Origin of the sequence: Enterobacter sp. IF2SW-B1 (assembly GCF_001743375.1) — a bacterium.
Taxonomy (GTDB): domain Bacteria; phylum Pseudomonadota; class Gammaproteobacteria; order Enterobacterales; family Enterobacteriaceae; genus Enterobacter; species Enterobacter bugandensis.
This window is the reverse complement of record NZ_MJAA01000004.1, coordinates 120,995-146,808: the sequence shown is the minus strand read 5'-3', so window position 1 is coordinate 146,808 and position 25,814 is coordinate 120,995. Positions and strand designations below refer to the sequence as shown.

The window sequence follows — 25,814 nt, the reverse complement described above, 5'->3', positions numbered from 1 at the left end:
AAATAATTTTAACTCATTGTTATTTATAAGAATATTAAGTCAATAGGACACAAGGATTATGCGTTTTGGGGCGGGTGGTGGAAGCGATATCCGTAAACTAAATTCTCATTAACCCCTCTCAGAGGAACCTTAAGCGGGGCTAACATCTTGAACAGCATAAATAAAATGTGGCAAGGGAACGCGTTTGACTTCCGGAGGGTGGAAAATGAAAAGAAAACGCCTTTTAATCTGCGCTGGCGCGTTACTGGCGGCGACAACGGTACATCCTGCGCTGGCCGTGACCAGCAGCGGCACCATCGGTGCGACGCTGACCCTCACAAACGGGTGTCTGATTAACGGATCGCCCACGCAAAACGGTATTAACTTCGGGACACTCGATTTTGGTACCCATCCCGCCACGTTTTCCACGCTGACCACCCAGCTCACCGGCGCCAGCGGCGGGAATACGTTCACCATTCAGTGCACCACCGCCAGCTATACGGTGGCGATCACCGGCAACACTAACTCCACCGCACCCGGTACCGTGGTCGGCACGCCGGGCACGCCTGCGCGCTATCTGATCAATACCGCCAATGCGGCGCAGGGCGTGGCTTACAGTCTGTACAGCGACAGCGGATTTAACAACGTCATCGCCAACAACGCGGCGCTGCCGGTCGCGTCGACGGCGGGCGGGGTCAACAGCTACACCCTTTACGGGCGCATCACCGGCGGCGGTAACAGCGTCACGGTGGTGCCGGGCACTTATACCGACACGATCAACGTCAGCGTCACCTACTAGCTCCAGCCATGAAGGCCTCCTTTTTAAGTCTGCGCGCTTGCGCAGAGGGGATCGTGCAGCCTTTTTTTGCGCTGGCGCTGGGGCTGACCCTGGTTTCCGGGGCCGGCGCTGTGACGTCGCAGTCGTTTAAGGTGAGCGCGACCGTCGTGCCGGGATGTTCTGTCACGACGGGGACCGGCGGGATCTTCGGGACGCTGGATTTTGGAACCCATACCGGCGTGGAGAGTGCCTCGGTCAGCACCAGCTTTGTGCCCAACGGGGCGCTGTCCATCGCCTGCACGCCGGGCGTGGCGCTGAGCATGAGCATCAACGGCGGGCAAAACTACGCCTCGGTGCGCCGCATGACGCGTTCAGGCGGCACCGACGTGGTGGGCTACCGGCTTTACAGCAGCAGTTCACTGGCGGCGAACAGTGAGATTGGGGTCAACCAGGCCATCCCGGTGACCTACACCAACAGCAACAATATTGCACTACCACTTTTTGGCGTAGCGCTGCTGACGGGATTTAGCCCGGCAGGCACCTATTCCGATCAGCTCACCGTGACCTTGTCATGGTGAAAAAGGGAGAACATTCGATGAAGCCACTATTCAGGCATTGGTACCTGGTGAGTATGTTGGGCGTGACCGCCATGGCGGCAGGACAGGCGCAGGCGGCGGCGACCATTCTGTTATGGCCCATCGATCCGTGGCTGTCGGCCGACAGCAAAGCGACTGAATTGTGGATCCAGAATCAGGGAAACAGTGCCACAACGATGCAGGTGCGCATTGTGCGCTGGAAGCAGGAGGGGGGCTTTGAGCGCTATACCGCCCAGCAGGACGTGGTCGCCAGCCCGCCCATCGTCACCATCGGCAAAGGCAGTAAACAGCTGATCCGCCTGATCAAACAGGGTACCGTTCCGATGGGCGTTGAACAAGCCTATCGCATTATCGTGGATGAAATTCCCCAGCCGGACGCGAAGGCCGACCCCGCCATCGGCCTTAAACTGCAGATGCGCTATTCCATACCCCTGTTCGTTTACGGACAGGGGATACCGACAATAAAAGAGGGGGCGCATCATGCCCTCGTGGATACCCGTAACCTAAGCTGGCGCGTCACGCAGGTGGCGGGCCAGCCTGCCATTGAAGTGCGCAATCAGGGCGATGTTCACGTCAGGCTCAGCCAGGTGGCGCTGGAGCAGGGGGGACAAAAGCGCATGATTGCGGATGGCCTGCTGGGCTATGTGCTGCCGGGCAGCACCCGCAGCTGGCCGATTCCGGCCGGGATCCGCCAGCCCAGCCAGATCAGCGCGCAGATTAATGCCAGGGATGCACAATGGCAGTCGACGCCCGTCAACTGAAGCCCGCAATGATGATCCTGCTTTGCGTGAGTACCAGTACCTGGGCCGAACCGGGTGATGACAGCTTACCGCCGCCGCCGCAAGCGCAGGCGATAAACGGGGAGGCGGTTTTCCAGCTCGCCCTGGTACTGAACCACTACGACACCGGGCTGGTGGTTCCCGTGACGCAACGCGACGGCGCTTACTATATCTCCAGCGCCGATTTGCTGCGCGCCGGGCTTCCGCCTGAACATGTGCCCAACGGCGACGTCAATCTCAGCACGCTTCCGGCGGTGCGGGTGGAGTACGACAGTCCCGCCCAGCGTCTGCTGCTGACCGTGCCCCGTGAGTGGATAACCTCCCGCGTCACCCCGTTTGGCGGCCAGCCGACGCAGAGTAAGCCTCACTATGGCAGAGGCGCGCTGCTCAATTACGATTTTTATACCAACCATACCGAGCACGTCGGCGGGCAGGCCTCGCTCTGGCATGAATTCCGCTACTTCAATGAAAACGGTTCATTCTCCTCCACCGGCTACGCCCGCGAAAATTTCACCGGCAACGACGGTCAGCAGGAGGGCTATGTCCGCTATGACACCACCCTGCTGGTGACCAACGAGGAGGACGCCACCACCTGGACCGCCGGGGATGTCATCAGCGATGCCCTGAGCTGGAGCAGCAGCGTCCGCATGGGCGGGATCAGCTATGGGCGTGATTTCTCCCTGCGTCCGGACCTGGTGACCTGGCCGCTGCCGGAATTTTCAGGTGAAGCGGCGGTGCCGACCTCGGTCGACCTCTTCATCAACGGCTACCGCTCCGGGTCCACGCAGCTGCAGCCCGGGCCGTTCACCCTGACGAACCTGCCCTACATTAACGGCGCCGGGGATGCGGTGCTGGTCACCACCGATGCGCTGGGGCGCCAGGTGAGTACCACGCTGCCGTTTTACGTCACCAGCGATCTGCTGAAAGAAGGGCTGAGCGATGGGGCCGTTACCCTGGGGAGCCTGCGGCGCAACTACGGCATTAAGAATTTTGACTACGGCCCGGCGGCGGGGAGCGGATCGTATCGCTACGGCCTGACGGACTGGCTGACGCTGGAGGGGCACGCCGAAGGCGCGGAGGAACTGGCGCTCGCCGGTGCGGGGACGGTGGTCAAGCTGGGGCGTTTTGGCGTGGTGAATACCTCGTACAGCCAGAGCCGGATGCGCGGAGATGACGGCGGGCAAATCAACTGGGGCTACCAGTACAGCACCAGCGAGTTCAGCCTCGCCACCCAGCATACCCGCCGCGATCGCGGCTTTGGTAACCTGGCCCTGTATGACCAGCCGACGGTGTACGACGAAAATGACCGCCCCATCGCCAGCTTTAGCCGCAATACCGATCAATATTCCCTGACCTTCAACCTGGGGGAATATGGCAACATCGGGGCGGCCTGGATCGGCGTGGAGAGCTTTGACAGCCAGAAAACCGAGCTGCTTAACCTCTCCTGGAGCCGAAATCTGTGGGGCTCCAGCAGCATTTACCTCGCCGCCAGCCGGGACCAGCAGCGGGGCGACTGGACGGTCGCGATGTCATTCCAGGTGCCGCTGGGCGAACGCGACAGCGCGGCGCTCACCGTGGAAAATACCCCGGATGCAGGCAGCACGCAGCGCATCAACTACAACCACTCGATGCCCTCCGACGGCGGCTTCAGCTGGAATATGGCGTGGGCGAACCAGTCGCGATCGAATAACTACCAGCAGGGAACGGTGGGCTGGCGCAATAACAATATCGAGCTGCAGGGGGGCGGGTACGGCGAGAAGGGCATGATGACCTGGTGGAGCGAAGCGATGGGCTCCCTGGTGCTGATGGACGGCGAACTGTTTGCGGCAAACAAAATCAACGATGCGTTTGTGGTCATCAGCACCGATGGCCAGCCGGATGTCCCCGTCAGCTATGAAAACCAGCCGGTTGGTAAAACCAACCGCAACGGGTATCTGCTGGTGAGCGGCGTCTCGGCCTATTACCCGGCAAGCTACAGTATTAATACCCTGAACCTGCCTGCCGACACCCGGCTGAAAGAGACCGAGCGGCGGGTGGCGATCCGCCGCCACAGCGGTTATCTGGTGGATTTCCCGATGGAACAGGAGCGGGTAGCGAGCGTCATCCTGCACGACGCGCAGGGGGAGGCCATTCCGGTGGGAAGTCAGGTTCGACGCGCCTCGCGCAGCAATGCGGTGGTGGGATATGACGGGATTGCCTGGCTGGAAAACCTCAGCGACGTCAATCTGCTCGACGTCACGACGCCGACAGGCAAACGCTGCAGGGCAACGCTGACCATCGGCGCGAACCCGGACCACAGGCTGCAAACCTACGGCCCGCTGGTCTGCCGGGAGGGGCCATGAAGCGCTGGGTGATGTTGCTCCTGCTGCTGCTCTCCGGCGGCAGCTGGGCGGCCTGTACCGTCAGCACGGTCAATGCGTCGTTCAGCAGCGTCACGTCGTTTGCGCTGAGCGGAAACGGGGAGGTGGAAACCACCGGTACGCTGGTGGTGGCGTGTGATGCTGTGCTCAATGTGCTGACCAACGACTCGGTGACCCTGAACTACACCGCAGCGTCGGTATCGGGCAACAGCCGCGCCACCATGAAGCGTACGGATAACGCGGCCATCACGGACGTGATCCCAACCCGGCTGTGCGGATTATCACAGTGCGCGAGCAGCAGCGAGGTGCAGATAAGCAAAGCCTATACCTGGAGCGGGAACACACTGCTGGGGCTGCTCGGGTCAAAACGGTACAACATACCGCTCTATTTTCGCACCGTCGCCGGACAAAACGTCACCGCCGGGCCTTACCAGGTGCTGCTGACCTTCAGTATCAACTACAACGTCTGCGCCATCGGTCTTGGAAGCCTGTGTACATCTCCCCAGTCGGGAACCGCAACGACCAGCATTCTGCTTAACATGAACGTCACCAACGACTGCAGCGCCATGACCACGCCGGACGTCAACTTTAGCAGTGCGCCGCTGGTGCAAAATTTCCCCACGGTCTCGCAGGCGATTGCCGTCACCTGTACCAAAGGCAGTACCTATACCATCGGGATTAACAATGGTGCCAACGCGCTGAATAACGTGCGCCGGATGGTGAGCGGCAGTAACACCCTGAGTTATGACATCTATAAAGAAGCCACGACTAACCGCTGGGGCAGCAGCGGCAGCGAACGCTGGACCAGCGCGACCTCCTCGCTGGTCAGCGCCGACGGCCTGCTGCGTACCTATAACTACACCGCCAAAGTTCTGACCAGTCAGGCCACGCCGCCCGCCGGCACCTACACCGATACGCTGATTGTTGACGTCGCGTTTTAACCCCGCGCTTTTCCCTTTCGCAAATGTAAAGTTCCTGTGGCCTGTGCCGATAACACCGTTAATAAATCTATGAGAAGGTGTTGTATGTTGAACCGTATCCGCGTTGTCACAATGCTAATGATGGTGCTGGTCATTTTCGCACTACTTCAGCTTATCTCCGGCGGGCTTTTTTTCTCGTCGTTAAAACAGAACCAGGACAGCTTCGCCGCCTCGAACGATCTCCGCCTGCAGCAGAGTGAGCTCACGTCAACGTGGGATCTGATGCTGCAAACGCGCATCAACCTGAGCCGCTCGTCCGCGCGCATGATGATGGATCCGAACAATCAGCAGAGCAGCGCGAAAACCGATCTGCTAAAAAATGCCCGGGCCACGCTGGCCGACGCGGCTAAACACTACGCCGCCTTCAGGCAAATCGCACCGCAGCCTGCTATGGCGCAGGTGAGCCAGAACATTGATGAAAAATACAGCGCCTACTATGCCGGGCTGACGGAGCTGATCCAGTTCCTGGAGAGCGGCAACATGGATGCCTACTTCGCACAGCCGACGCAGGGGATGCAAAACGCACTCGGCGCGGCGCTGGGGGAATATGCGAAGGCCAGCGGCGATCTGTATCACTCGGCCTTTACTGAAAGCCAGAATGACTACCGCTTTGCGAAATGGCAGATGGCGGTATTGGCCCTGGCGCTGGTCATTGTGCTGTTTGCTGTGTGGTACGGCATTCGCCACATCCTGCTGAACCCTCTCGGCCGCGTGATTGCCCATATTCGCGAGATTGCCTCCGGCGATCTGACCAAAACGCTGACCGTTTCCGGACGTAACGAGATCACCGAGCTGGCCAACAGCGTCGACCACATGCAGCGTTCATTGATCGAGACCGTCGCTAACGTGCGTAACGGATCCGAGGCGATCTATACCGGCACCAGCGAAATCGCGATGGGGAATAACGATCTCTCATCCCGTACCGAGCAGCAGGCGTCGGCGCTGGAAGAGACGGCCGCCAGCATGGAGCAGCTCACCGCAACCGTGAAGCAGAACGCCGATAACGCCCGCCAGGCGTCTCAGCTGGCGGAAAGCGCCTCCGAAACCGCGCAGCGCGGCGGTCGCGTGGTGGATGGCGTGGTGAAAACCATGCACGAAATCGCCGACAGCTCGAAGAAAATCGCCGACATCATCAGCGTCATCGACGGCATTGCCTTCCAGACCAACATCCTCGCGCTCAATGCCGCCGTGGAAGCAGCGCGCGCGGGCGAACAGGGTCGCGGGTTTGCGGTGGTGGCCGGGGAAGTGCGCAACCTTGCCAGCCGCAGCGCCAACGCGGCAAAAGAGATTAAATCCCTGATTGAAGACTCCGTCTCCCGCGTGGATACCGGCTCCGTGCTGGTGGAAAGCGCCGGGGAGACCATGAATGACATCGTGAATGCCGTTACCCGCGTGACGGACATCATGGGTGAAATCGCCTCTGCGTCCGATGAGCAGAGTCGTGGTATCGACCAGGTTGCCCTGGCGGTATCGGAAATGGACCGCGTGACACAGCAAAACGCCGCGCTGGTGCAGGAGTCCGCTGCGGCGGCCGCTGCACTGGAAGACCAGGCGAGCCGTCTGAAGATGGCCGTCTCGGCGTTTCGTCTCGCTTCACTCGCTGGAAATACGGTCACTGCGCAAGCTACGTACCGCGCGCCAGCCGCCGACACGGCGGTCACCCGCACGCGTGCTGCAACGACCGGACAAGATGAAAACTGGGAAACATTTTGACTGACAATTAAACCGCGGCTGCTTGCCGCTTGATGGGAGCGTGGATGTTAAATCGTATTCGTATCTCGACCACACTGTTTTTGATTCTGATCCTTTGCGGTGTGTTGCAGGTTGGCAGTAACGGGTTGTCTTTTTGGGCGTTTCGCGATGGCTATCAGAATTTGCAGGACGTTGAGGCGAGTAATCAACAGCGCTCCGCACTGGCACAAACGCGTGCCGTGCTGTTGCAGGCAAGCACTGCGCTGAACAAGGCAGGAACCTTAACCGCGCTCAGCTATCCGCCGGATGACATTAAGGCGCTGATGGCAACGGCGCGCGACAGCCTGAAGCAGGCAGACGCACAGTTTAAGGCCTTCACGGCGCAGGCGGCCGACGGCGAGAAAGAGAAAGCGCTGAAGGCGGCCATGAAAAAGAACTTTGAGCAGTGGTACAGCGATCTGGACCACCAGGCGACCTGGCTTGAGAACAACCAGCTTTCGGACTTCATGACCGCTCCGGTCCAGGCGTCTCAGGCGGCGTTTGACGGCAGCTTTGACGCATGGCAGCAGGATATCAATCAGTCTGTTCTGCGCGCCGGTGAAGCAAGCCGCACCAGCTATCACATGTCTGGCGTTATCTTTGCCGTCGTTGTGATTCTGGCGGGGCTGCTGACCGGCGGGGCGCTGCTCTGGGCGCGCAGAATGATTGTGCAGCCGCTGGCGATTATCAGCAGCCACTTCGACAGTATTGCGAAGGGAGATCTGGCGCGTCCGGTGGCGGTGTTTGGCAAAAACGAAATTTCGGCGATCTTTGCCAGCCTGAAGGCCATGCAGGGGTCGCTGCGGGAAACGGTGTCCGACGTGCGTCAGGGCAGTTACGCCATGCATACGGGGATCTCAGAGATTGCGGCGGGGAATAACGATCTCTCGTCCCGCACCGAGCAGCAGGCGGCGTCGCTGGCGCAGACGGCGGCCAGTATGGAACAGCTGACCGCGACGGTAAGCCAGAACGCCGATAACGCGCGCCAGGCGTCTGACCTGTCAAAACAGGCGGCGCTGACGGCGAAGAGAGGGGGCGATCAGGCCTCTCACGTGGCCAGCACCATGCAGGAGATTGCCGCCAGCTCGCAGAAGATCGGCGACATCATCAGCGTGATTGACGGTATTGCGTTTCAGACCAACATCCTGGCGCTGAACGCCGCCGTGGAAGCGGCGCGCGCCGGCGAGCAGGGACGTGGGTTTGCGGTGGTGGCTGGTGAAGTGCGAAACCTGGCGAGCCGCAGCGCCAACGCGGCGAAAGAGATTAAGTCCCTCATTGAAGAGTCGGTCTCTCGCGTCCAGCAGGGGTCTGCCCTGGTGGATACGGCGGCGCATACCATGCACGAGATCGTCACCTCCGTGACGCGGGTTAACGACATCATGGGCGAAATTGCCTCGGCGTCGGACGAACAGCGTCGCGGGATAGAGCAGGTGGCTCAGGCCGTCAGCCAGATGGATCAGGTGACGCAACAGAATGCCTCGTTAGTTGAGGAAGCGGCAGCGGCAACCGATCAGCTGGCCAGCCAGGCGGATCGTCTCACCGGGCTGGTCGCGGTATTTAATGTGAAAGAGCACGTTGAAGCAGTAACAGAAGTCGGGCGGTCGCAGGCCGTGCCAGTTGTATCCTGAATGTAATTAAGAAGGCGCTATGACATCACCAATGCCCCCTGGGCAAACGTCATTATTGTTGCAGATGACACAGCGCCTCGCGCTGTCCGACGCGCATTTTCGTCGGATATGTCAGTTAATCTACCAGCGTGCGGGGATCGTGCTTGCGGATCATAAGCGGGACATGGTCTACAACCGACTGGTGCGGCGCTTGCGTACGCTGGGGCTGGATGATTTTGGCCGCTATCTGAGCATGCTCGAAGCGAACCAGAACAGCGCGGAGTGGCAGGCTTTTATTAACTCACTCACGACCAACCTGACGGCCTTTTTCCGTGAAGCCCACCACTTTCCGGTTCTGGCCGAGCACGCGCGCCGTCGCACCGGGGAGTATCGCGTATGGAGTGCGGCCGCCTCAACGGGCGAAGAGCCGTACTCGCTGGCGATCACCCTTGCCGATACGCTGGGCATGGCGCCGGGACGCTGGAAGGTCTACGCCAGCGATATCGATACAGAAGTGCTGGAGAAGGCGCGTAACGGCGTGTATCGCCAGGACGAGCTGAAAACGCTGTCGCCGCAGCAGCTGCAGCGTTACTTCATGCGTGGCACGGGCCCGCATGAAGGCCTGGTTCGCGTACGCCAGGAGCTGGCGAACTGCGTCGAATTCGCGCCCGTTAACCTGCTCGATAAGCAGTACAACGTGCCGGGGCCTTTCGACGCCATTTTTTGCCGTAACGTCATGATCTATTTTGATAAAACGACGCAACAGGACATTCTGCGTCGGTTTGTTCCGTTGCTCAAGCCTGACGGTTTACTGTTTGCCGGGCACTCGGAAAACTTCAGCAACCTCGCGCGTGAGTTTAGCCTGCGTGGGCAAACGGTATATGCGCTGAGTAAGGAAAAAGCATGAGTAAAATCAGGGTATTGTCTGTCGATGATTCAGCGCTGATGCGTCAGATCATGACTGAAATCATCAATAGCCACAGCGACATGGAGATGGTGGCCACTGCGCCGGATCCGCTGGTAGCGCGGGATTTAATTAAAAAATATAACCCCGACGTGCTAACGCTGGATGTCGAGATGCCGCGCATGGATGGCATAGATTTCCTTGAGAAATTGATGCGCCTGCGTCCCATGCCGGTGGTGATGGTCTCCTCCCTGACCGGGAAAGGATCGGAAATCACCCTGCGCGCGCTGGAGCTGGGGGCGGTGGATTTTGTCACCAAACCGCAGCTCGGCATTCGCGAGGGGATGCTGGCGTACAGCGAGATGATCGCCGAGAAAATTCGCACCGCCTCGCGCGCGAAGCTCGCGGCCCACAAGCCGATGGCCGCGCCGGCAACTCTGAAGGCCGGACCGTTACTCAGCTCGGAAAAACTGCTGGTTATTGGGGCGTCAACCGGAGGAACAGAGGCAATTCGCCATGTACTCCAGCCATTGCCGCTTTCAAGTCCGGGTATTCTGATCACGCAGCATATGCCGCCTGGCTTTACCCGCTCCTTCGCCGAACGTCTGAACAAGCTGTGCCAGATCAGCGTGAAAGAGGCGGAAGACGGCGAGCGCGTGCTGCCGGGACATGCCTATATCGCGCCGGGGGACAAGCATATGGAGCTGGCGCGCAGCGGCGCTAACTATCAAATCAAAATTCATGACGGACCGCCGGTTAACCGGCACCGTCCGTCGGTGGATGTGCTGTTTCATTCGGTGGCGAAACATGCGGGGCGCAACGCCGTTGGGGTGATCCTGACGGGGATGGGCAACGACGGTGCCGCCGGAATGCTTGCAATGCACCAGGCTGGCGCCTGGACGATTGCGCAGAATGAAGCAAGTTGTGTGGTGTTCGGCATGCCGCGCGAGGCCATCAATATGGGTGGCGTGAGCGAAGTGGTCGATCTTAGCCAGGTAAGCCAGCAGATGCTGGCGAAAATCAGTGCCGGACAGGCAATACGTATTTGACTCAGGAGTATTATTTTATGGCGGATAAAGAGCTTAAGTTTTTGGTTGTGGATGACTTTTCCACCATGCGTCGCATTGTGCGCAACCTGCTGAAAGAGCTGGGCTTCAACAACGTTGAAGAAGCAGAAGACGGCGTGGATGCGCTGAACAAACTGCAGGCTGGCGGGTTTGGTTTTGTCATCTCCGACTGGAACATGCCGAACATGGACGGTCTGGAGCTACTGAAAACCATTCGTGCGGACGCGGGCATGGCGTCTATGCCGGTGCTGATGGTCACTGCAGAAGCGAAAAAAGAGAACATCATTGCCGCTGCACAGGCGGGCGCAAGCGGCTACGTGGTGAAGCCATTCACCGCAGCGACCCTGGAAGAGAAGCTCGGTAAGATCTTCGAGAAACTCGGCATGTGAGGTGTTGGTGATGATGCAACCTGCAATGAAACCCGTTGAAGAACACTCGCCGAGCGACATCATCGTCCGCATCGGCAGCCTGACGCGCATGCTGCGTGACAGCCTGCGTGAACTGGGGCTGGATCAGGCCATTGCCGAAGCGGCGGAAGCGATCCCGGACGCTCGCGACCGTCTGGACTACGTTGTGCAGATGACCGCTCAGGCAGCTGAGCGTGCGCTGAACAGCGTTGAAGCCTCACAGCCGCATCAGGATGCGATGGAAAAGGGCGCGAAAGCCCTGACCCAACGCTGGGATGAGTGGTTTGAGAACCCCATCGAGCTGGCAGATGCCCGCGAGCTGGTCACCGACACCCGTCAGTTCCTGGGGGATGTGCCGGGCCACACTAGCTTCACCAACGCCCAGTTGCTGGACATTATGATGGCGCAGGATTTCCAGGATCTGACCGGTCAGGTCATCAAGCGCATGATGGATGTGATTCAGGAGATTGAGCGCCAGCTGCTGATGGTGCTGCTGGAGAACATCCCGGAACCGGCTGCCCGTCCAAAACGCGAGAACGAAAGCCTGCTCAATGGTCCGCAGCTCGACGCCAGCAAGGCGGGCGTCGTGGCAAGCCAGGATCAGGTGGACGACCTGCTGGACAGCCTCGGCTTCTGATTGTCCATTCCGCCTCAGGGGGGTTACGCCGCCTGAGGCGGTTTACGACAAAATCACCGAAAAGAGCCCGAATAAACGGGCTTTTCCCGCCATTGGATTTCCGCTGCGCTGGCATGATACCCGTGACGTAATGGGCTGAGCATGCACTGTGGCAGAAGAGAACGACGACAAAACGGAAGCCCCCACACCCCACCGACTAGAAAAGGCGCGTGAGGAAGGGCAGATCCCCCGATCCCGAGAATTGACCTCCCTGCTGATCCTGATCGTAGGCGTGTGCATTATCTGGTGGGGCGGGGAGTCGCTCGCCCGCAAGCTGGCGGGGATGCTCTCGACCGGCTTACGTTTTGACCACAGCATGGTCAACGACCCGAATCTGATCCTCAGCCAGATTATTCAGCTGATAAAAGGGGCCATGGTTGCGCTACTGCCCCTGATTACCGGCGTGGTGCTGGTGGCGCTGGTCTCCCCGGTGATGCTGGGCGGGCTGGTTTTTAGCGGAAAATCGCTGCAACCTAAATTTTCAAAACTGAACCCGCTGCCGGGCATTGCGAAAATGTTCTCGGCGCAGACCGGGGCCGAGCTGCTCAAGGCTATTCTCAAATCGGTGCTGATGGGCAGTTCTGCAGGGTTTTTCCTCTGGTACCACTGGCCCGAAATGATGCGCCTTATCAGCGAGTCGCCCCTCACCGCGATGAGCAATGCGCTGAACCTGGTTGGGCTTTGCGCGCTGCTGGTGGTGCTCAGCATTATTCCGATGGTGGGTTTTGACGTTATCTTCCAGCTCTATTCCCACTTCAAGAAACTGCGAATGTCACGTCAGGACATCCGCGACGAATATAAGCAGATGGAAGGTGACCCGCACGTGAAGGGGCGCATCCGGCAGATGCAGCGTGCCGCAGCCCGTCGCCGCATGATGGAAGATGTGCCGAAGGCGGACGTCATCGTCACCAACCCGACGCACTATTCCGTGGCGCTGCGCTATGACGAAAACAAAATGAGCGCGCCGAAAGTGGTGGCAAAAGGGGCGGGGCTGATTGCATTGCGCATCAGGGAAATTGGTACCGAAAACCGCGTGCCGATCCTGGAAGCGCCTCCGCTGGCGCGAGCCCTCTACCGCCACGCGGATATCGGACAACAGATCCCAGGTCAGCTCTACGCCGCGGTGGCGGAAGTGCTGGCCTGGGTATGGCAGTTGAAGCGCTGGCGTCTGGCCGGCGGTCAACGGCCTGTCAAACCTGAGAACCTTCCGGTGCCTGCCGCGCTGGATTTTATGAACGAGAAGGACACTGATGGCTAATCTGGTGGCAATGTTGCGCCTGCCCGGCAACCTGAAATCGACCCAATGGCAGATCCTTGCCGGGCCGATCCTCATCCTGTTAATTCTGTCGATGATGGTACTGCCGCTCCCGGCATTCATCCTCGATCTGCTTTTCACCTTCAATATTGCGCTGTCCATTATGGTACTGCTGGTGGCGATGTTCACCCAGCGCACGCTGGAGTTCGCCGCGTTCCCGACCATTCTGCTGTTTACCACCTTGCTGCGGCTGGCGCTGAACGTGGCCTCCACGCGTATCATCCTGATGGAGGGCCACACCGGCGCGGCAGCGGCGGGTAAGGTGGTCGAGGCCTTCGGCCACTTCCTGGTGGGCGGGAACTTCGCTATCGGGATCGTGGTGTTCGTTATCCTCGTGATCATCAACTTTATGGTTATCACCAAAGGTGCGGGGCGTATTGCGGAAGTGGGCGCGCGCTTTGTGCTGGACGGGATGCCGGGCAAGCAGATGGCGATCGACGCCGATCTGAACGCCGGGCTTATCGCCGAAGATGAAGCGAAAAAGCGCCGCGCGGAAGTGACCCAGGAAGCGGACTTCTACGGCTCCATGGACGGTGCAAGTAAGTTTGTGCGCGGTGATGCCATCGCGGGCATCCTGATCATGGTGATTAACGTGGTCGGCGGCCTGCTGGTGGGGGTACTGCAGCACGGGATGGACATGGGCCACGCGGCGGAAAGCTATACGCTGCTGACCATTGGTGACGGTCTGGTCGCACAGATCCCGGCGCTGGTTATCTCCACTGCGGCGGGCGTTATCGTGACCCGCGTCAGTACCGATCAGGACGTTGGCGAGCAGATGGTGGGCCAGCTCTTCAGTAACCCACGCGTGATGCTGCTGGCGGCTGCGGTGCTCGGGCTGCTCGGGCTGGTGCCGGGGATGCCAAACCTCGTGTTCCTGCTGTTTACGGCGGGGCTGCTGGGGCTGGCCTGGTGGATGCGTGGTCGTGAGACCAGGCCGGCTGCGGAACCGGTTCCGGTGAAAATGCCGGAGAACACCCAGGCCGTAGAAGCGACCTGGAACGACGTTCAACTGGAAGATTCCCTGGGAATGGAAGTGGGGTATCGCCTGATCCCGATGGTGGATTTCCAGCAGGATGGCGAGCTGCTCGGCCGCATCCGCAGCATCCGTAAAAAATTCGCCCAGGACATGGGCTTCCTGCCGCCGGTGGTGCATATCAAGGACAATATGGACCTGCCGCCTGCGCGCTATCGTATTCTGATGAAGGGTGTTGAAATTGGCAGCGGCGATGCTTACCCGGGACGCTGGCTGGCGATTAACCCTGGCACTGCAGCAGGCACGCTGCCGGGCGAGCAGACCGTCGATCCGGCCTTTGGCCTGTCGGCAATCTGGATTGAAAGCGCGCTGAAAGAGCAGGCGCAAATTCAGGGTTATACGGTTGTCGAAGCCAGTACCGTGGTGGCAACCCACCTTAATCATCTGATTGGGCAATTCTCGGCCGAGCTGTTTGGCCGTCAGGAAGCGCAGCAGCTTCTCGATCGCGTGACGCAGGAGATGCCGAAGCTGACGGAAGACCTGGTGCCGGGCGTGCTGACGTTAACTACGCTGCACAAGGTGCTGCAAAACCTGCTTGAGGAAAAAGTGCCGATCCGCGATATGCGTACCATCCTGGAAACCCTTGCCGAGCATGCGCCGCTGCAGAGCGATCCGCACGAGCTGACGGCGGTGGTGCGCGTGGCGCTGGGGCGTGCGATCACCCAGCAGTGGTTCCCGGGAACCGGCGAAGTCCAGGTGATTGGCCTTGATACACCGCTTGAACGCCTGCTGCTGCAGGCCCTGCAGGGCGGCGGCGGCCTCGAGCCTGGCCTGGCGGATCGCCTGCTGGAGCAAACTCAGGAGGCGCTGGCGCGTCAGGAGATGCTGGGCGCGCCGCCGGTGCTGCTGGTCAACCACGCGCTGCGTCCGCTGCTGTCGCGCTTCCTGCGCCGCAGCCTGAATCAGCTTGTTGTGCTGTCGAATCTGGAGTTGTCGGATAACCGCCATATCCGCATGACGGCAACGATTGGAGGAAAATAATGAAATGGCTATGGATTTTGCTCTTCCCGCTGGCGGCTCAGGCTGCCGGGGAAGGGACCTGGCAGGCAAGCAGCATGGGCGTGACCCTCAGCAACCGGGGTGTCGCCATGTCTTCTAATCCGCTGTCGCCCTCTGAAACGGTTTCTGGTCAGATGGGGATGGTGGTGTGGAACTACAGGCTCATTGGCCCAACGCCAGCCGGACTGCGGGTGCGTCTCTGCTCACAGACCCGCTGCACGGAAATCGACGGCGAAAATGGCACAACGCAGGCGTTCAACGGCGTGCCGGCCATTGAACCTTTACGTTTTATCTGGGAAGTGCCGGGCGGAGGACGTTTGATCCCGGCGCTGAAGGTGCAGAGCAATTCTGTCATCGTCAACTACCGCTAGCTGCCTGCCTTTGTCACCAGCCATCAGTCAATTCTGATGGCTGCCTCGCAAAATTGACCTCGCCTTTTGATGCAACAGAAACGCTGTTTTATAAATTAGTGACACGCGTGACGCGACTCTTTGCATTTTTGCCATTTACCCTGCCCGTGATGGCAGAAACAGAAAGGTATCAGGACGTCGTTGCATTTACTGTAGCCGTGTAAAAACTCCCCGATGAGCCTTACTTGCAGGGAGTCTCCCAAATTTGCTTAGGGTTGACGGCAATGAAAACACGTAAAATTGGACTCGCAAATTATCTTGCTTACGGGGCAGGCGATTTTCTCGGGGCTGGTACGACCGCCCTGACGGCGGCCTGGCTTTTGTATTTTTATACCACCTTCTGTGGACTCACACCGATTGAAGCAACCTTCATCTTTGCCGCTGCGAGGGTGCTGGATGCTGTTGTCAGCCCGTTAATGGGCTTTTTGACGGATAACTTCGGTACGACCTGGCCTGGAAAGCGCTTTGGTCGCCGTAAGTTCTTTATCCTGCTAGGCATTCCGTGCGTGTTCAGCTACTCGTTGATGTGGGTAGGGGACATGAATTTCTGGTACTACCTGCTGACCTATCTGGTGTTTGATATTGTCTACACCATGATTCTGGTGCCTTACGAGACGCTGGTGCCGGAAATGACCGACGACTTCAAACAGAAAACCAAGTTCTCCGGGGCGCGTATTTCTATGGCGCAGATGTCAGCGATTCTGGCCTCCTTCCTGCCGGGGATCCTGCTCACCCACTTCGGTAAAGACAATGCCGTCTCATTCTTTTACGCAAGCCTGGTTTTCTCCGTGCTGTGCGCCCTGATGCTGACCTTTGTCTGGTTCTTTACCTGGGAGCGCCCGCGTGAGGAGTGGTCTGAAGCGGCGCTGCGTGCCGAAGAAGAGAAGAAGAAACTGACGCTGGGGCAAAGCATCAATCGTCTGTTTGTCGAATTAAGCTCTACGCTGCGCATCAAGATTTTCCGCCAGCATCTTGGCATGTACCTCGGCGGCTACATCGCACAGGACGTATTTAACGCAGTCTTCACCTACTACGTGGTGTTTGTGCTGATGCAGGAAGCGTCAATGGCGTCCAACCTGCTGGGCACGATGGCTATCTTCCAGTTCCTCGCCGTGATCGGGATGATCCCGCTGTGTATTCGCTTCGGACCTGCGCCGTCCTACCGCATGGTGGTGGTGCTGTTTGGCCTGGCGTCTCTCTCTTACGCCATGCTCTATTACGCCGGTCTGAGCGACGTCTACGCTCTGCTGTTGCTGATCTCTGCGGTGGCTGGGCTGGGTCGCGGCGGTATTAACTACGTGCCATGGAATACCTATACCTACATTGCTGACGTGGATGAAGCGATCACCGGCCAGCGCCGGGAAGGGATTTTCGCTGGCATCATGACCCTGACCCGTAAGGCGTCACAGGCCGGTGCGGTGATGCTGGTAGGCATCGTGATGCAAATGTCCGGCTTTGTCAGCGGTCAGAAGGTACAGCCTGCGGAAGTGAGCCACACCATTCTGCTGATCCTGAGCGTGGGCACCATCCTGGTGCTGTTCTGCGGTTTCCTCGTTTCCCTGCGCTTCAGGCTTAATTTGCAGACCCACCGCACGCTGCGCGAGGAGACCGCGAAAATGCGTGAGTGTGGTCATGCGATGCCGGAGTCAGCGACGCCACACGCCCGCGCCACCGTCGAGATGCTGGCCGGTATGCCTTATGAGTCACTTTGGGGCAATAACAACATCGGTTATCTGAATCGCAATAAGCCAGCGGCATCTTCGCTGAAGGATCGCGCGGTACTCAATTCGACATACAACAGAGGTTAAGATGATGAAAGTTTGGCCTGTCAAACATAGCCCGCTATTGCGTCAGCCAGAGCGCTTTATCGCCCGGGACGAGCTGAAATCGCTGATTCAAAAAGTGACGCACAATCTGGTCAATATCCACGATAAAACGGGTGAATTTTTGCTGCGGCTGGACGACGGGCGTGTGATCGACACCAAAGGCTGGGCCGGATGGGAGTGGACGCACGGCGTCGGCCTGTATGGCATCTGGCAGTACTACTGCCAGACCGGTGACGAAGGGATGCGCAACATTATCGACAGCTGGTTTGCCGACCGCTTTGCGGAAGGCGCCACCACCAAAAACGTCAATACGATGTCGCCGTTCCTGACGCTGGCCTATCGCTACGAAGAGAGCAAAAAACCGGCCTGGCTGCCGTGGCTGGAAAGCTGGGCGGAGTGGGCGATGACTGAAATGCCACGCACCGAACACGGCGGCATGCAGCACATCACGCTGGCGGAAGAGAATCATCAGCAGATGTGGGACGACACGCTGATGATGACGGTGCTGCCGCTGGCGAAAATCGGCAGGCTGCTGAATAAGCCGGAGTACGTAGAGGAGGCGATCTATCAGTTCCTGCTGCACGTGCAGAACCTGATGGACCGGGAGACGGGGCTGTGGTTCCACGGCTGGAGCTACGACGGCAATCATAACTTTGCCCGGGCCCGCTGGGCGCGCGGCAACAGCTGGCTCACCATCGTGATCCCCGACTTCCTCGAACTGGTTGATCTGCCTGAAAACAACGCCGTGCGCCGTTATCTGGTGCAGGTGCTGAAGGCGCAGGTTGCCGCGCTGGCAAAATGTCAGGACGAAAGCGGGTTGTGGCATACGCTGCTGGACGATCCGAACTCGTACCTGGAGGCATCCGCCACGGCAGGGTTTGCTTACGGGATCCTGAAAGCGGTGCGGAAGCGCTATGTTGAGCCTGAATATGCTGACGTTGCTGAAAAAGCGATTCGCGGCATCGTGAAAAATATCTCGCCGGAAGGGGAGTTGCTGCAAACATCGTTCGGTACGGGCATGGGCAGCGATCTTGAGTTTTATCGCCAGATCCCGCTGACGTCGATGCCGTATGGACAGGCGATGGCGATTCTCTGTCTGACAGAGTATTTGCGGAAATACTTCTGATAATAAAAAACCCGGCGTTTGCCGGGTTTCTTTTTTACATACGTTCTACGGTTTCGATACCCAGGGTATCCAGACCCAGCTTCAAGGTCTTCGCCGTCAGCTGAGCCAGCTTCAGGCGGCTGTTACGCACCGATTCATTTTCTGCAGACAGAATAGGGCAGTGCTCGTAGAAGCCGGAGAACAGACCCGCCAGATCGTACAGGTAAGCACACATCACGTGCGGCGTGCCGTCACGCGCGACAACCGTCAGCGTCTCTTCGAACTGCAGCAGACGCGCCGCCAGCTGTGCTTCACGATCTTCCGTGATGGTCACTGTCGCATTCGCCAGCACGCTTTCATCAATGTTCGCCTTGCGGAACACGGAGAGCACGCGGGTATAGGCGTACTGCATGTACGGCGCCGTGTTGCCTTCAAACGCCAGCATGTTATCCCAGTCGAAGATGTAGTCGGTGGTGCGGTTCTTGGAAAGATCCGCGTATTTCACCGCGCCGATACCGACGGCGTTGGCCAGTTTTTCCAGTTCGTCAGCAGGCATGTCCGGGTTCTTCTCTGCCACCAGGCGACGGGCGCGCTCCAGCGCTTCGTCCAGCAGATCGGAAAGCTTCACGGTACCGCCCGCGCGGGTTTTGAACGGCTTGCCGTCTTTACCCAGCATCATACCGAACATGTGGTGTTCCAGCGGCACGCAGTCCGGCACGTAACCGGCTTTACGCACGATAGTCCACGCCTGCATCAGGTGCTGGTGCTGACGGGAGTCGATGTAGTACAGCACGCGGTCGGCGTGCAGGGTTTCGTAACGGTATTTCGCACACGCGATGTCCGTGGTGGTGTAGAGATAGCCGCCATCCTTTTTCTGGATAATCACGCCCATCGGTTCGCCTTCCTTGTTTTTGTACTCATCAAGGAACACTACCGTTGCGCCTTCGCTCTCCACCGCCAGGTTTTTGGCCTTCAGGTCCGCCACAATGCCTGGCAGCATCGGGTTATACAGGCTTTCACCCATCACGTCGTCGCGAGTCAGGGTCACGTTCAGACGGTTATAGGTAAGCTGGTTCTGGGACATGGTGATGTCAACCAGCTTGCGCCACATCTCGAGGAAGTATTGATCCCCGCCCTGCAGCTTCACCACGTAGCTGCGTGCGCGCTCGGCAAAGGCTTCGTCTTCGTCATAGTGCTTTTTGGCTTCGCGGTAGAACCCTTCCAGGTCCGCCAGCGCCATTTCACCCGCGTTTTCCTGCTGCTGTTTTTCCAGGTAAGCAATCAGCATGCCGAACTGGGTACCCCAGTCGCCTACGTGGTTCGCGCGGATCACCTTGTGACCGAGGTACTCAAGGGTGCGTACCGCGGCGTCACCGATGATGGTGGAGCGCAGGTGGCCTACGTGCATCTCCTTCGCCACGTTCGGGGCAGAGTAGTCGACCACCACGGTCTGCGCTTCCGGCTGGGAAACGCCCAGACGGTCAGACTTCAGCGCCGCGTCAACGTGGCTCGCCAGGAACGCAGGCTCAAGGAAAATATTGATAAAGCCCGGACCAGCAATTTCGGTTTTGCTGGCAATGCCGGAGAGATCCAGATGCGTCAGTACCTGCTCAGCGAGCTGTCGCGGCGGCATGCCCAGTTTTTTAGCCACTGCCATCACGCCATTAGCCTGATAGTCGCCAAACTGTACTTTTGCTGACTGACGAACCTGCGGTTCGCAATCCGCAGGTGCACCTGCGGCAATCAGTGCCTGACTGACTTTTTCGGAGAGAAGAGCCTGAATATTCACCTGGATACCTTACGTTTTTGATGCGGGCTTACAACCGCCCGCGCCAGTTAAAGAATTTAGGGCGGGAGTATACTGCAAATGCCTTCTGGCGTCAGCATTGCGGGGCCCGAAGATTGCTCAGAATCCAGGCTAAGAAAGCGTGCATAACCATGCAGTCATAAAAAGCCGGATTCTGCGGTTGGTCAAAACGGGGCAACGGAGTAAATTAGCGGCTTTGCGACACGAAAAGAGACTGACTTATGGCGAACTGGCAATCCATTGACGAACTGCATGATATTTCCGCAGATTTACCGCGCTTCACAAAGGCGTTCACAGAACTTGCCACCCGTCTTGGTCTGGATATCGTGCCGCTTGCGGCGGATCACATTTCCTTGCGCTGCCACCAGAATGCCACCGCCGAGCGCTGGCGTCGCGGGTTTGAACAGTGCGGCGAGTTGCTCTCTGAGAACATCATCAATGGACGCCCCATTTGCCTGTTCAAACTGCATGAGCCGGTGAACGTGGCGCACTGGCAGTTCACCGTGGTTGAACTGCCGTGGCCGGGCGAGAAACGCTATCCGCACGAAGGCTGGGAGCATATCGAAATCGTCCTGCCGGGTGAGCCGGAAACGTTGAACGCGCGCGCCCTGGCCCTGCTGTCAGATGACGGGTTAAGCAAGCCGGGGATTTTTGTGAAGACGAGTTCACCCAAAGGCGAGCGCGAGCGTCTGCCTAACCCGACGCTGGCCGTGACGGACGGGCAGGTGACCGTGAAATTTCATCCCTGGACCATTGAGCAGATCGTTGCCAGCGAAGCCTGAGAGTTGTGATTCGTCGCTGAGACACGAAACGAGAGGCGTGCCATGATGGCGCGTTAAGCTGATTTTAAGGAGAAGCAGATGGCGCTGCTGGAGATTTGTTGTTACAGCGTGGCGTGTGCCGTAACGGCGCAACAGATGGGAGCTGACCGTATTGAGCTATGCGCCGCCCCGAAAGAAGGGGGGTTAACGCCTTCATACGGCGTGTTGAAGTCTGCCCGCCAGGCCGTCACCATCCCGGTCCACCCGATTATTCGGCCTCGCGGCGGCGATTTTTGTTACACGGCGGGCGAGTTCAGTGCCATGCTTGAAGATATCGCGCTGGTTCGTGACCTGGGCTTCCCGGGGCTGGTGACCGGCCTGCTTGATGAAGATGGTCACGTCGACCTGCCGCGGATGCGTAAGGTGATGGACGCCGCGAAAGGAATGGCCGTCACCTTTCATCGTGCGTTTGATATGTGCAAAGATCCCCTGCAAGCATTTGATACGCTTGCCGAACTTGGCGTGGCGCGCGTCCTGACATCGGGACAGCAGTCTTCGGCGGAAAAAGGTCTGCAATTAATTACGGAACTAAAAGCACATTCCGGTGTTCCAATAATAATGGCGGGTGCGGGAGTCCGTGCCAGCAATCTGGAACGGTTTTTAAACGCCGGGGTGGAAGAGCTTCACAGCTCTGCGGGGAAATGGATACCTTCACCCATGCGTTATCGCAATACAGGGCTGTCAATGTCGACGGATGCTGAAGCGGATGAATATTCTCGCTACGGCGTAGAGGGAGAGTCGGTTGCGGAAATGAAGTCGCTGATTGAGCGTCATCACGTGTAGCAACGTACCGATTTTTACCGCGCATCATGTCGCCCAATATGATGCTTGCTTGTACCAGGCCCCTGCAATTTCAACAGGGGCCTTTTTTTATCCCCTCACCCCACAGGGGAGAGGGAAAAACTACGGCTTGGTCGCAATCAACACCGCACGCATCGGTGCAGGATAGCCTTCAACGGTTTTGCTGTGGTCGGCCGGGTCGAGGAACTGCTCCAGCGATTCGGTGATCATCCAGTCGGTGCGGCGCTGCTCTTCGATAGACGTTACGCAAACATCGGCAATGCGCACATCCACAAATCCGCATTTCTCCAGCCAGTTTTTCAGCGCCAGCGCGGACGGGATGAAGTAAACGTTGCGCATCTGCGCGTAGCGATCGCCCGGCACCAGAACCGCATGCTCATCGCCTTCAATCACCAGCGTTTCCAGCACCAGCTCGCCGCCGCTGACCAGCTGATCTTTGAGCTGCCACAGGTGTTCAAGCGGGGAACGACGATGATACAGCACGCCCATCGAGAAGACGGTATCGAACGCTTTCAGGGCAGGGAGCTGCTCTATGCCCAGCGGCAGCAGGTGAGCGCGCTGGTCGTTGCCGAGCAGTTTTCGCACCGCCTCAAACTGGCACAGGAAGAGCTGCATCGGGTCGATGCCGACCGCCAGATGGGCTCCCGCGCCAATCATGCGCCACATGTGGTAACCGCTGCCGCAGCCTACGTCCAGAATGGTGCGCCCGGTCAGGTCGGAAAGGTGCGGCAGTACGCGATCCCACTTCCAGTCTGAGCGCCACTCGGTATTGATGTTCACGCCGTACAGCGAGAACGGCCCTTTGCGCCACGGCATTAAATTACGCATCAGCGTTTCGATGCGGTTGATCTGCCCGGCAGGGAGCGGCTCTGCGCTTTCCGCCGTCACGCTGTGCAGTAAATCCAGACGATGCGGCGTCAGCTCCGGCAGATACTCCACGGCATTTGACCACTGCTTTAACAGGCCGTGCTGCTGATCGCGCTGCCAGGCGGCAATCTGCGCCGGCAGGGTCTCCAGCCAGTGGGAAAGATGGTTTTTAGCAATCAGCTGATAAAAGTTGCTGAATTCAATCATGCGGCATCCCCGGCTTTTAGCGCCACCAGAGAGCCAAAGTTAAAGCACTGGAACCACAGTTCGCTGTGCTCAAAACCGGCTTTGTGCAGGCGCGCTTTATGGGTTTCCACGGAGTCCGTCAGCATCACGTTTTCCAGCATGCTGCGCTTCTGGCTGATCTCCAGCTCGCTGTAGCCGTTCGCCCGTTTGAAATCGTGGTGCATGTTGAACAGCAGCTCGCCTACTTTGGCATCCTCAAAGCTGAATTTCTCAGAAAGCACCAGCGCGCCGCCGGGATTCAGCCCCTGGTAAATTTTGTCCAGCAGCAGCTGGCGGTCTTCAGGCACCAGGAACTGCAGGGTAAAATTCAGCACTACCATCGAGGCGTTGTTAATCTCGATCTCGCGGATATCGCCTTCCACCACGTCCACCGGAACGGGCGCTTTGTACGCGTCAATATGGCGACGGCAGCGTTCCACCATGGCCGGGGAGTTATCGACGGCAATGATTCGGCAGCCATCGTGATGAATGTTACGACGTACCGACAGCGTTGCCGCGCCGAGCGAGCAGCCCAGGTCATAGACCTGCGTACCGGGTTGAACGAAGCGCTCAGCCAGCATACCGATCATAGAGATAATATTGGAATAACCGGGAACAGAGCGCTGGATCATATCCGGGAAGACTTCGGCTACCCGTTCATCGAAGGTCCAGTCGCCCAGGCTGGCGATAGGCGCGGAAAAAAGCGTGTCGCGATCTGACATAACGTAAAAATCCGGGAAAAATAAAGTGGCGTATTGTGCGCTAATGGAGGGAGAAAACCAACTCCCACGGCATATACCACAGGTTAGCCAGCACCATCAGCAAAAGCGAACACCAGGTAGCGCTCATGCCGGAACGACGCCAGCGGAATAAACGGTGGTGAAAGCCGTAATAATGCATTAACCGGCCGGCAATAAGCATCAGGCCACAAATATGCACCATCCAGGTTTCCGCGCCATTCATCTCCATAAACAGCAGCAGGATGAGAGCAACGGGGATGTATTCCACCGCATTACCGTGAATGCGAATAGCGCTTTGCAGTTCGGAGAAACCGCCGTCGCCATAAGAGACGCGGTACTGCATCCTGAGGCGCACAACATCAAACGAAAATTTAATCAGCAGTAATGCACCTAACACCGCATACAGCGCGCTGACCATACAAACTCCCTGTTTTTTGGCAGATGGCACTTCACTATGATAGGGGGTGATATCAGAAAAGAGAAGATTGTTGTGGGATGGAAGGGACGCTGCCCACGGACGGCACCGCTGCCTGCAAGGCCTGCCACAGAGCATCGACCAGTTCGGGCGCCTGAGCAATATCCGGCGTGTGCAAAAAGAGGTACGGCGTGGTGGTGTGCTCCCAGCTCGCGAGTTTTTGCAGCCAGACGGCGAACATCGCCTGATTTTGCTGCATATTGTCGCTGCCGATGAACCTGACCATCGGGTTCTGTGCGGTCACGATGGCGTGGACCGGCACTTTCGGTTTTTTACGCTGAGCATCAACGATGGCCTCGTTATGCGGTACCGCGCTGTGCACCGGACGACTGTCGAGGATCACCCGGTTAACGGAACGATCCAGCAGGCCCCGGTTGAGCGCTTTTTCGGCTTCGCCTTTCGCAAAGAAGTCCTGATGTCGGACTTCCACGCCGTAGGTGAATTCGCGGGGCAGGGCATCCAGGAACTGCCACAGGGCGGGCAGATCGCGCGGGCCAAACGTGGCGGGAAGCTGGAGCCAGTATTGTCCAATTCGGTTCGCCAGCGGCGACATGCGCGTGAAAAATTCTTCCGTTAAGTCCCCGCAGTTGCGCAGCGCGGCCTGGTGGGAAATGGTCGCCGGAAACTTAAAGCAGAAACGGAAATCGTCCGTCGTTTGCTCCCGCCAGCGTTCGACTATCTCGGCTTTGGGCAGCGCATACAGCGTGGTGTTACCCTCGACGCAGTTAAAGTGTCGGGCATACTCTTCAAGGCTGGTAATGCCCAGGCGCACCCATTTCGGGTGCGACCACTGGGGCAGGCCCACGTACATCATAGCGCGCTTAAAATCTCATCCGTGCTGCGCACGCGTCCGATGCGCGGGAAGATATGGGTCATGCTGCCCTGATGCTGTTCGGCGGAAGCCGCGCTGCAGGCATCTTCAGCAATCACCAGATTAAAGCCCAGTTCCCAGGCGTTACGGGCTGTCGATTCCACGCCGATGTTGGTGGATATGCCGCACAGAATAATGGTGTCGATACCGCGGCGGCGAAGCTGCAGCTCAAGGTCGGTCCCGTAGAACGCGCCCCACTGGCGTTTAGTCACTTCGATATCGCTGTCGCGTTTGCCCAGCGACACCGGGTACGTCCACCAGTTTTCCGGCAGGGTATGCGCGGGCGCCTGGGCATCAACGGGCTGTTTTAACGCCTCGGCGAAATCAGCGGACCAGCCTACGCGCACCATGACCACAGGGGCACCGATGGCGCGGCACTTCTCGGCCAGGCGAGCGGCGCGGCTGACGACTTCATCCGCTGCGTGTGGGCCACCGGCGAAGGGCAGGATCCCTTCCTGTAAATCAATCACAACAAGCGCGGTTTTGCGGGCATCAAGTGTTAACATCGTCACTCCAGGTAAATTAATCACTTCCGTAACACCTTACGACGTGATGACCTGTTATCGGTCGGATAATTTTGTTAATTTTTGTGAGAATGCGCAATAAGAGTGCAGCAAACGACCGTCTGGCGGTGGTTCGCTCTTATCGTCCGGCG

General features: G+C 58.5%; 24 protein-coding genes. 18 read left to right on the top strand and 6 right to left on the bottom strand.

The window, feature by feature from the left end; genetic code table 11:
• Window positions 1-205 precede the first annotated feature (205 nt).
• The 16 genes from A6013_RS10675 to A6013_RS10600 all read left to right on the top strand — a co-directional run bounded on the left by A6013_RS10675 (window position 206) and on the right by A6013_RS10600 (window position 18,573).
• Entirely contained in the window at window positions 206-778 is a 573-nt protein-coding gene (locus A6013_RS10675) for a spore coat protein U domain-containing protein (protein WP_028013650.1), read from the top strand.
• A gap of 8 nt (window positions 779-786) precedes the next feature.
• Window positions 787-1,335 carry a spore coat U domain-containing protein gene (locus A6013_RS10670; RefSeq protein WP_069733032.1) on the top strand — a complete coding sequence of 183 codons (549 nt, stop codon included), beginning with the start codon at window positions 787-789 and terminating at the stop codon, window positions 1,333-1,335.
• Window positions 1,336-1,352: 17 nt separating this feature from the next.
• Window positions 1,353-2,114, top strand: coding sequence for a molecular chaperone (locus A6013_RS10665; RefSeq protein WP_045260435.1), 762 nt, complete (start codon window positions 1,353-1,355; stop codon window positions 2,112-2,114).
• The gene (locus tag A6013_RS10660; RefSeq protein ID WP_045260326.1) at window positions 2,090-4,474 is read left to right on the top strand and encodes a fimbria/pilus outer membrane usher protein; all 2,385 of its coding nucleotides are present in this window, start codon (window positions 2,090-2,092) and stop codon (window positions 4,472-4,474) included. Before A6013_RS10665 ends, A6013_RS10660 begins: the two co-directional genes overlap by 25 nt.
• Window positions 4,471-5,433, top strand: a complete 963-nt coding sequence (locus tag A6013_RS10655) for a spore coat U domain-containing protein (protein WP_069733031.1) — start codon at window positions 4,471-4,473, stop codon at window positions 5,431-5,433. Before A6013_RS10660 ends, A6013_RS10655 begins: the two co-directional genes overlap by 4 nt.
• 84 nt (window positions 5,434-5,517) lie before the next feature.
• Entirely contained in the window at window positions 5,518-7,185 is a 1,668-nt protein-coding gene (tar, locus tag A6013_RS10650; RefSeq protein WP_047367823.1) for a methyl-accepting chemotaxis protein II, read from the top strand.
• 44 nt (window positions 7,186-7,229) lie between these two features.
• A complete protein-coding gene (tap, locus tag A6013_RS10645) occupies window positions 7,230-8,831 on the top strand; it encodes a methyl-accepting chemotaxis protein IV (protein WP_041909430.1) in 1,602 nt (533 codons plus the stop codon).
• A gap of 19 nt (window positions 8,832-8,850) precedes the next feature.
• Window positions 8,851-9,717 carry a protein-glutamate O-methyltransferase CheR gene (cheR, locus tag A6013_RS10640; RefSeq protein WP_014884342.1) on the top strand — a complete coding sequence of 289 codons (867 nt, stop codon included), beginning with the start codon at window positions 8,851-8,853 and terminating at the stop codon, window positions 9,715-9,717.
• Complete coding sequence (locus A6013_RS10635) at window positions 9,714-10,763, top strand: chemotaxis response regulator protein-glutamate methylesterase (RefSeq protein WP_014884341.1); 1,050 nt, start codon at window positions 9,714-9,716, stop codon at window positions 10,761-10,763. Before cheR ends, A6013_RS10635 begins: the two co-directional genes overlap by 4 nt.
• Before the next feature lie 17 nt (window positions 10,764-10,780).
• Window positions 10,781-11,170, top strand: coding sequence for a chemotaxis response regulator CheY (gene cheY, locus A6013_RS10630; protein WP_008500431.1), 390 nt, complete (start codon window positions 10,781-10,783; stop codon window positions 11,168-11,170).
• 10 nt (window positions 11,171-11,180) lie between these two features.
• A complete protein-coding gene (cheZ, locus tag A6013_RS10625) occupies window positions 11,181-11,825 on the top strand; it encodes a protein phosphatase CheZ (protein ID WP_028013643.1) in 645 nt (214 codons plus the stop codon).
• Window positions 11,826-11,973: 148 nt separating this feature from the next.
• Window positions 11,974-13,122 carry a flagellar biosynthesis protein FlhB gene (gene flhB / locus A6013_RS10620; RefSeq protein WP_041909432.1) on the top strand — a complete coding sequence of 383 codons (1,149 nt, stop codon included), beginning with the start codon at window positions 11,974-11,976 and terminating at the stop codon, window positions 13,120-13,122.
• Entirely contained in the window at window positions 13,115-15,193 is a 2,079-nt protein-coding gene (flhA, locus tag A6013_RS10615) for a flagellar biosynthesis protein FlhA (protein ID WP_069733030.1), read from the top strand. Before flhB ends, flhA begins: the two co-directional genes overlap by 8 nt.
• Window positions 15,190-15,582, top strand: a complete 393-nt coding sequence (locus tag A6013_RS10610; protein ID WP_028013640.1) for a flagellar protein FlhE — start codon at window positions 15,190-15,192, stop codon at window positions 15,580-15,582. The genes flhA and A6013_RS10610 overlap by 4 nt, the downstream gene beginning before the upstream one ends.
• A 263-nt stretch (window positions 15,583-15,845) precedes the next feature.
• Window positions 15,846-17,429: an MFS transporter gene (locus A6013_RS10605; protein WP_048956518.1), complete on the top strand. Its 1,584-nt coding sequence runs from the start codon at window positions 15,846-15,848 to the stop codon at window positions 17,427-17,429.
• 4 nt (window positions 17,430-17,433) lie between these two features.
• Window positions 17,434-18,573 carry a glycoside hydrolase family 105 protein gene (locus A6013_RS10600; RefSeq protein WP_069733104.1) on the top strand — a complete coding sequence of 380 codons (1,140 nt, stop codon included), beginning with the start codon at window positions 17,434-17,436 and terminating at the stop codon, window positions 18,571-18,573.
• A 34-nt stretch (window positions 18,574-18,607) separates the two neighbouring features.
• Here the strand turns inward: A6013_RS10600 and argS are convergent, their stop codons facing one another.
• On the bottom strand, window positions 18,608-20,341 hold the full coding sequence (gene argS / locus A6013_RS10595) for an arginine--tRNA ligase (protein ID WP_069733029.1): 1,734 nt from the start codon (window positions 20,339-20,341) through the stop codon (window positions 18,608-18,610).
• Between the two features lie 239 nt (window positions 20,342-20,580).
• On the opposite strand from argS, the gene A6013_RS10590 reads away from it, so the two are divergent.
• Window positions 20,581-21,141 carry a VOC family protein gene (locus tag A6013_RS10590; protein WP_045631220.1) on the top strand — a complete coding sequence of 187 codons (561 nt, stop codon included), beginning with the start codon at window positions 20,581-20,583 and terminating at the stop codon, window positions 21,139-21,141.
• 78 nt (window positions 21,142-21,219) lie between these two features.
• On the top strand, window positions 21,220-21,963 hold the full coding sequence (gene cutC, locus A6013_RS10585) for a copper homeostasis protein CutC (protein ID WP_028013633.1): 744 nt from the start codon (window positions 21,220-21,222) through the stop codon (window positions 21,961-21,963).
• Between the two features lie 120 nt (window positions 21,964-22,083).
• Here cutC and cmoB read toward each other — a convergent pair whose 3' ends face one another.
• The 5 genes from cmoB to A6013_RS10560 are packed head-to-tail and all read right to left on the bottom strand — an operon-like array spanning window position 22,084 to window position 25,665.
• Entirely contained in the window at window positions 22,084-23,055 is a 972-nt protein-coding gene (gene cmoB / locus A6013_RS10580) for a tRNA 5-methoxyuridine(34)/uridine 5-oxyacetic acid(34) synthase CmoB (RefSeq protein WP_028013632.1), read from the bottom strand.
• On the bottom strand, window positions 23,052-23,795 hold the full coding sequence (cmoA, locus tag A6013_RS10575) for a carboxy-S-adenosyl-L-methionine synthase CmoA (RefSeq protein WP_045260318.1): 744 nt from the start codon (window positions 23,793-23,795) through the stop codon (window positions 23,052-23,054). Before cmoA ends, cmoB begins: the two co-directional genes overlap by 4 nt.
• Before the next feature lie 40 nt (window positions 23,796-23,835).
• Window positions 23,836-24,231 carry an MAPEG family protein gene (locus A6013_RS10570; RefSeq protein WP_028013630.1) on the bottom strand — a complete coding sequence of 132 codons (396 nt, stop codon included), beginning with the start codon at window positions 24,229-24,231 and terminating at the stop codon, window positions 23,836-23,838.
• A 52-nt stretch (window positions 24,232-24,283) separates the two neighbouring features.
• The gene (locus A6013_RS10565; RefSeq protein ID WP_048956525.1) at window positions 24,284-25,102 is read right to left on the bottom strand and encodes a DUF72 domain-containing protein; all 819 of its coding nucleotides are present in this window, start codon (window positions 25,100-25,102) and stop codon (window positions 24,284-24,286) included.
• Window positions 25,099-25,665, bottom strand: a complete 567-nt coding sequence (locus A6013_RS10560; protein WP_028013628.1) for a hydrolase — start codon at window positions 25,663-25,665, stop codon at window positions 25,099-25,101. Before A6013_RS10560 ends, A6013_RS10565 begins: the two co-directional genes overlap by 4 nt.
• Window positions 25,666-25,814: the final 149 nt, after the last annotated feature.

What these genes read in the sequence shown, in the direction of transcription:
- A6013_RS10675 (WP_028013650.1), top strand. Translation starts at nt 206, where the DNA reads ATGAAAAGAAAACGCCTTTTAATCTGCGCTGGCGCGTTACTGGCGGCG.
- A6013_RS10670 (WP_069733032.1), top strand. Translation starts at nt 787, where the DNA reads ATGAAGGCCTCCTTTTTAAGTCTGCGCGCTTGCGCAGAGGGGATCGTG.
- A6013_RS10665 (WP_045260435.1), top strand. Translation starts at nt 1,353, where the DNA reads ATGAAGCCACTATTCAGGCATTGGTACCTGGTGAGTATGTTGGGCGTG.
- A6013_RS10660 (WP_045260326.1), top strand. Translation starts at nt 2,090, where the DNA reads ATGGCAGTCGACGCCCGTCAACTGAAGCCCGCAATGATGATCCTGCTT.
- A6013_RS10655 (WP_069733031.1), top strand. Translation starts at nt 4,471, where the DNA reads ATGAAGCGCTGGGTGATGTTGCTCCTGCTGCTGCTCTCCGGCGGCAGC.
- tar (WP_047367823.1), top strand. Translation starts at nt 5,518, where the DNA reads ATGTTGAACCGTATCCGCGTTGTCACAATGCTAATGATGGTGCTGGTC.
- tap (WP_041909430.1), top strand. Translation starts at nt 7,230, where the DNA reads ATGTTAAATCGTATTCGTATCTCGACCACACTGTTTTTGATTCTGATC.
- cheR (WP_014884342.1), top strand. Translation starts at nt 8,851, where the DNA reads ATGACATCACCAATGCCCCCTGGGCAAACGTCATTATTGTTGCAGATG.
- A6013_RS10635 (WP_014884341.1), top strand. Translation starts at nt 9,714, where the DNA reads ATGAGTAAAATCAGGGTATTGTCTGTCGATGATTCAGCGCTGATGCGT.
- cheY (WP_008500431.1), top strand. Translation starts at nt 10,781, where the DNA reads ATGGCGGATAAAGAGCTTAAGTTTTTGGTTGTGGATGACTTTTCCACC.
- cheZ (WP_028013643.1), top strand. Translation starts at nt 11,181, where the DNA reads ATGATGCAACCTGCAATGAAACCCGTTGAAGAACACTCGCCGAGCGAC.
- flhA (WP_069733030.1), top strand. Translation starts at nt 13,115, where the DNA reads ATGGCTAATCTGGTGGCAATGTTGCGCCTGCCCGGCAACCTGAAATCG.
- A6013_RS10605 (WP_048956518.1), top strand. Translation starts at nt 15,846, where the DNA reads ATGAAAACACGTAAAATTGGACTCGCAAATTATCTTGCTTACGGGGCA.
- A6013_RS10600 (WP_069733104.1), top strand. Translation starts at nt 17,434, where the DNA reads ATGAAAGTTTGGCCTGTCAAACATAGCCCGCTATTGCGTCAGCCAGAG.
- A6013_RS10590 (WP_045631220.1), top strand. Translation starts at nt 20,581, where the DNA reads ATGGCGAACTGGCAATCCATTGACGAACTGCATGATATTTCCGCAGAT.
- cutC (WP_028013633.1), top strand. Translation starts at nt 21,220, where the DNA reads ATGGCGCTGCTGGAGATTTGTTGTTACAGCGTGGCGTGTGCCGTAACG.
- cmoB (WP_028013632.1), bottom strand. Translation starts at nt 23,055, where the DNA reads ATGATTGAATTCAGCAACTTTTATCAGCTGATTGCTAAAAACCATCTT.
- cmoA (WP_045260318.1), bottom strand. Translation starts at nt 23,795, where the DNA reads ATGTCAGATCGCGACACGCTTTTTTCCGCGCCTATCGCCAGCCTGGGC.
- A6013_RS10570 (WP_028013630.1), bottom strand. Translation starts at nt 24,231, where the DNA reads ATGGTCAGCGCGCTGTATGCGGTGTTAGGTGCATTACTGCTGATTAAA.
- A6013_RS10565 (WP_048956525.1), bottom strand. Translation starts at nt 25,102, where the DNA reads ATGATGTACGTGGGCCTGCCCCAGTGGTCGCACCCGAAATGGGTGCGC.
- A6013_RS10560 (WP_028013628.1), bottom strand. Translation starts at nt 25,665, where the DNA reads ATGTTAACACTTGATGCCCGCAAAACCGCGCTTGTTGTGATTGATTTA.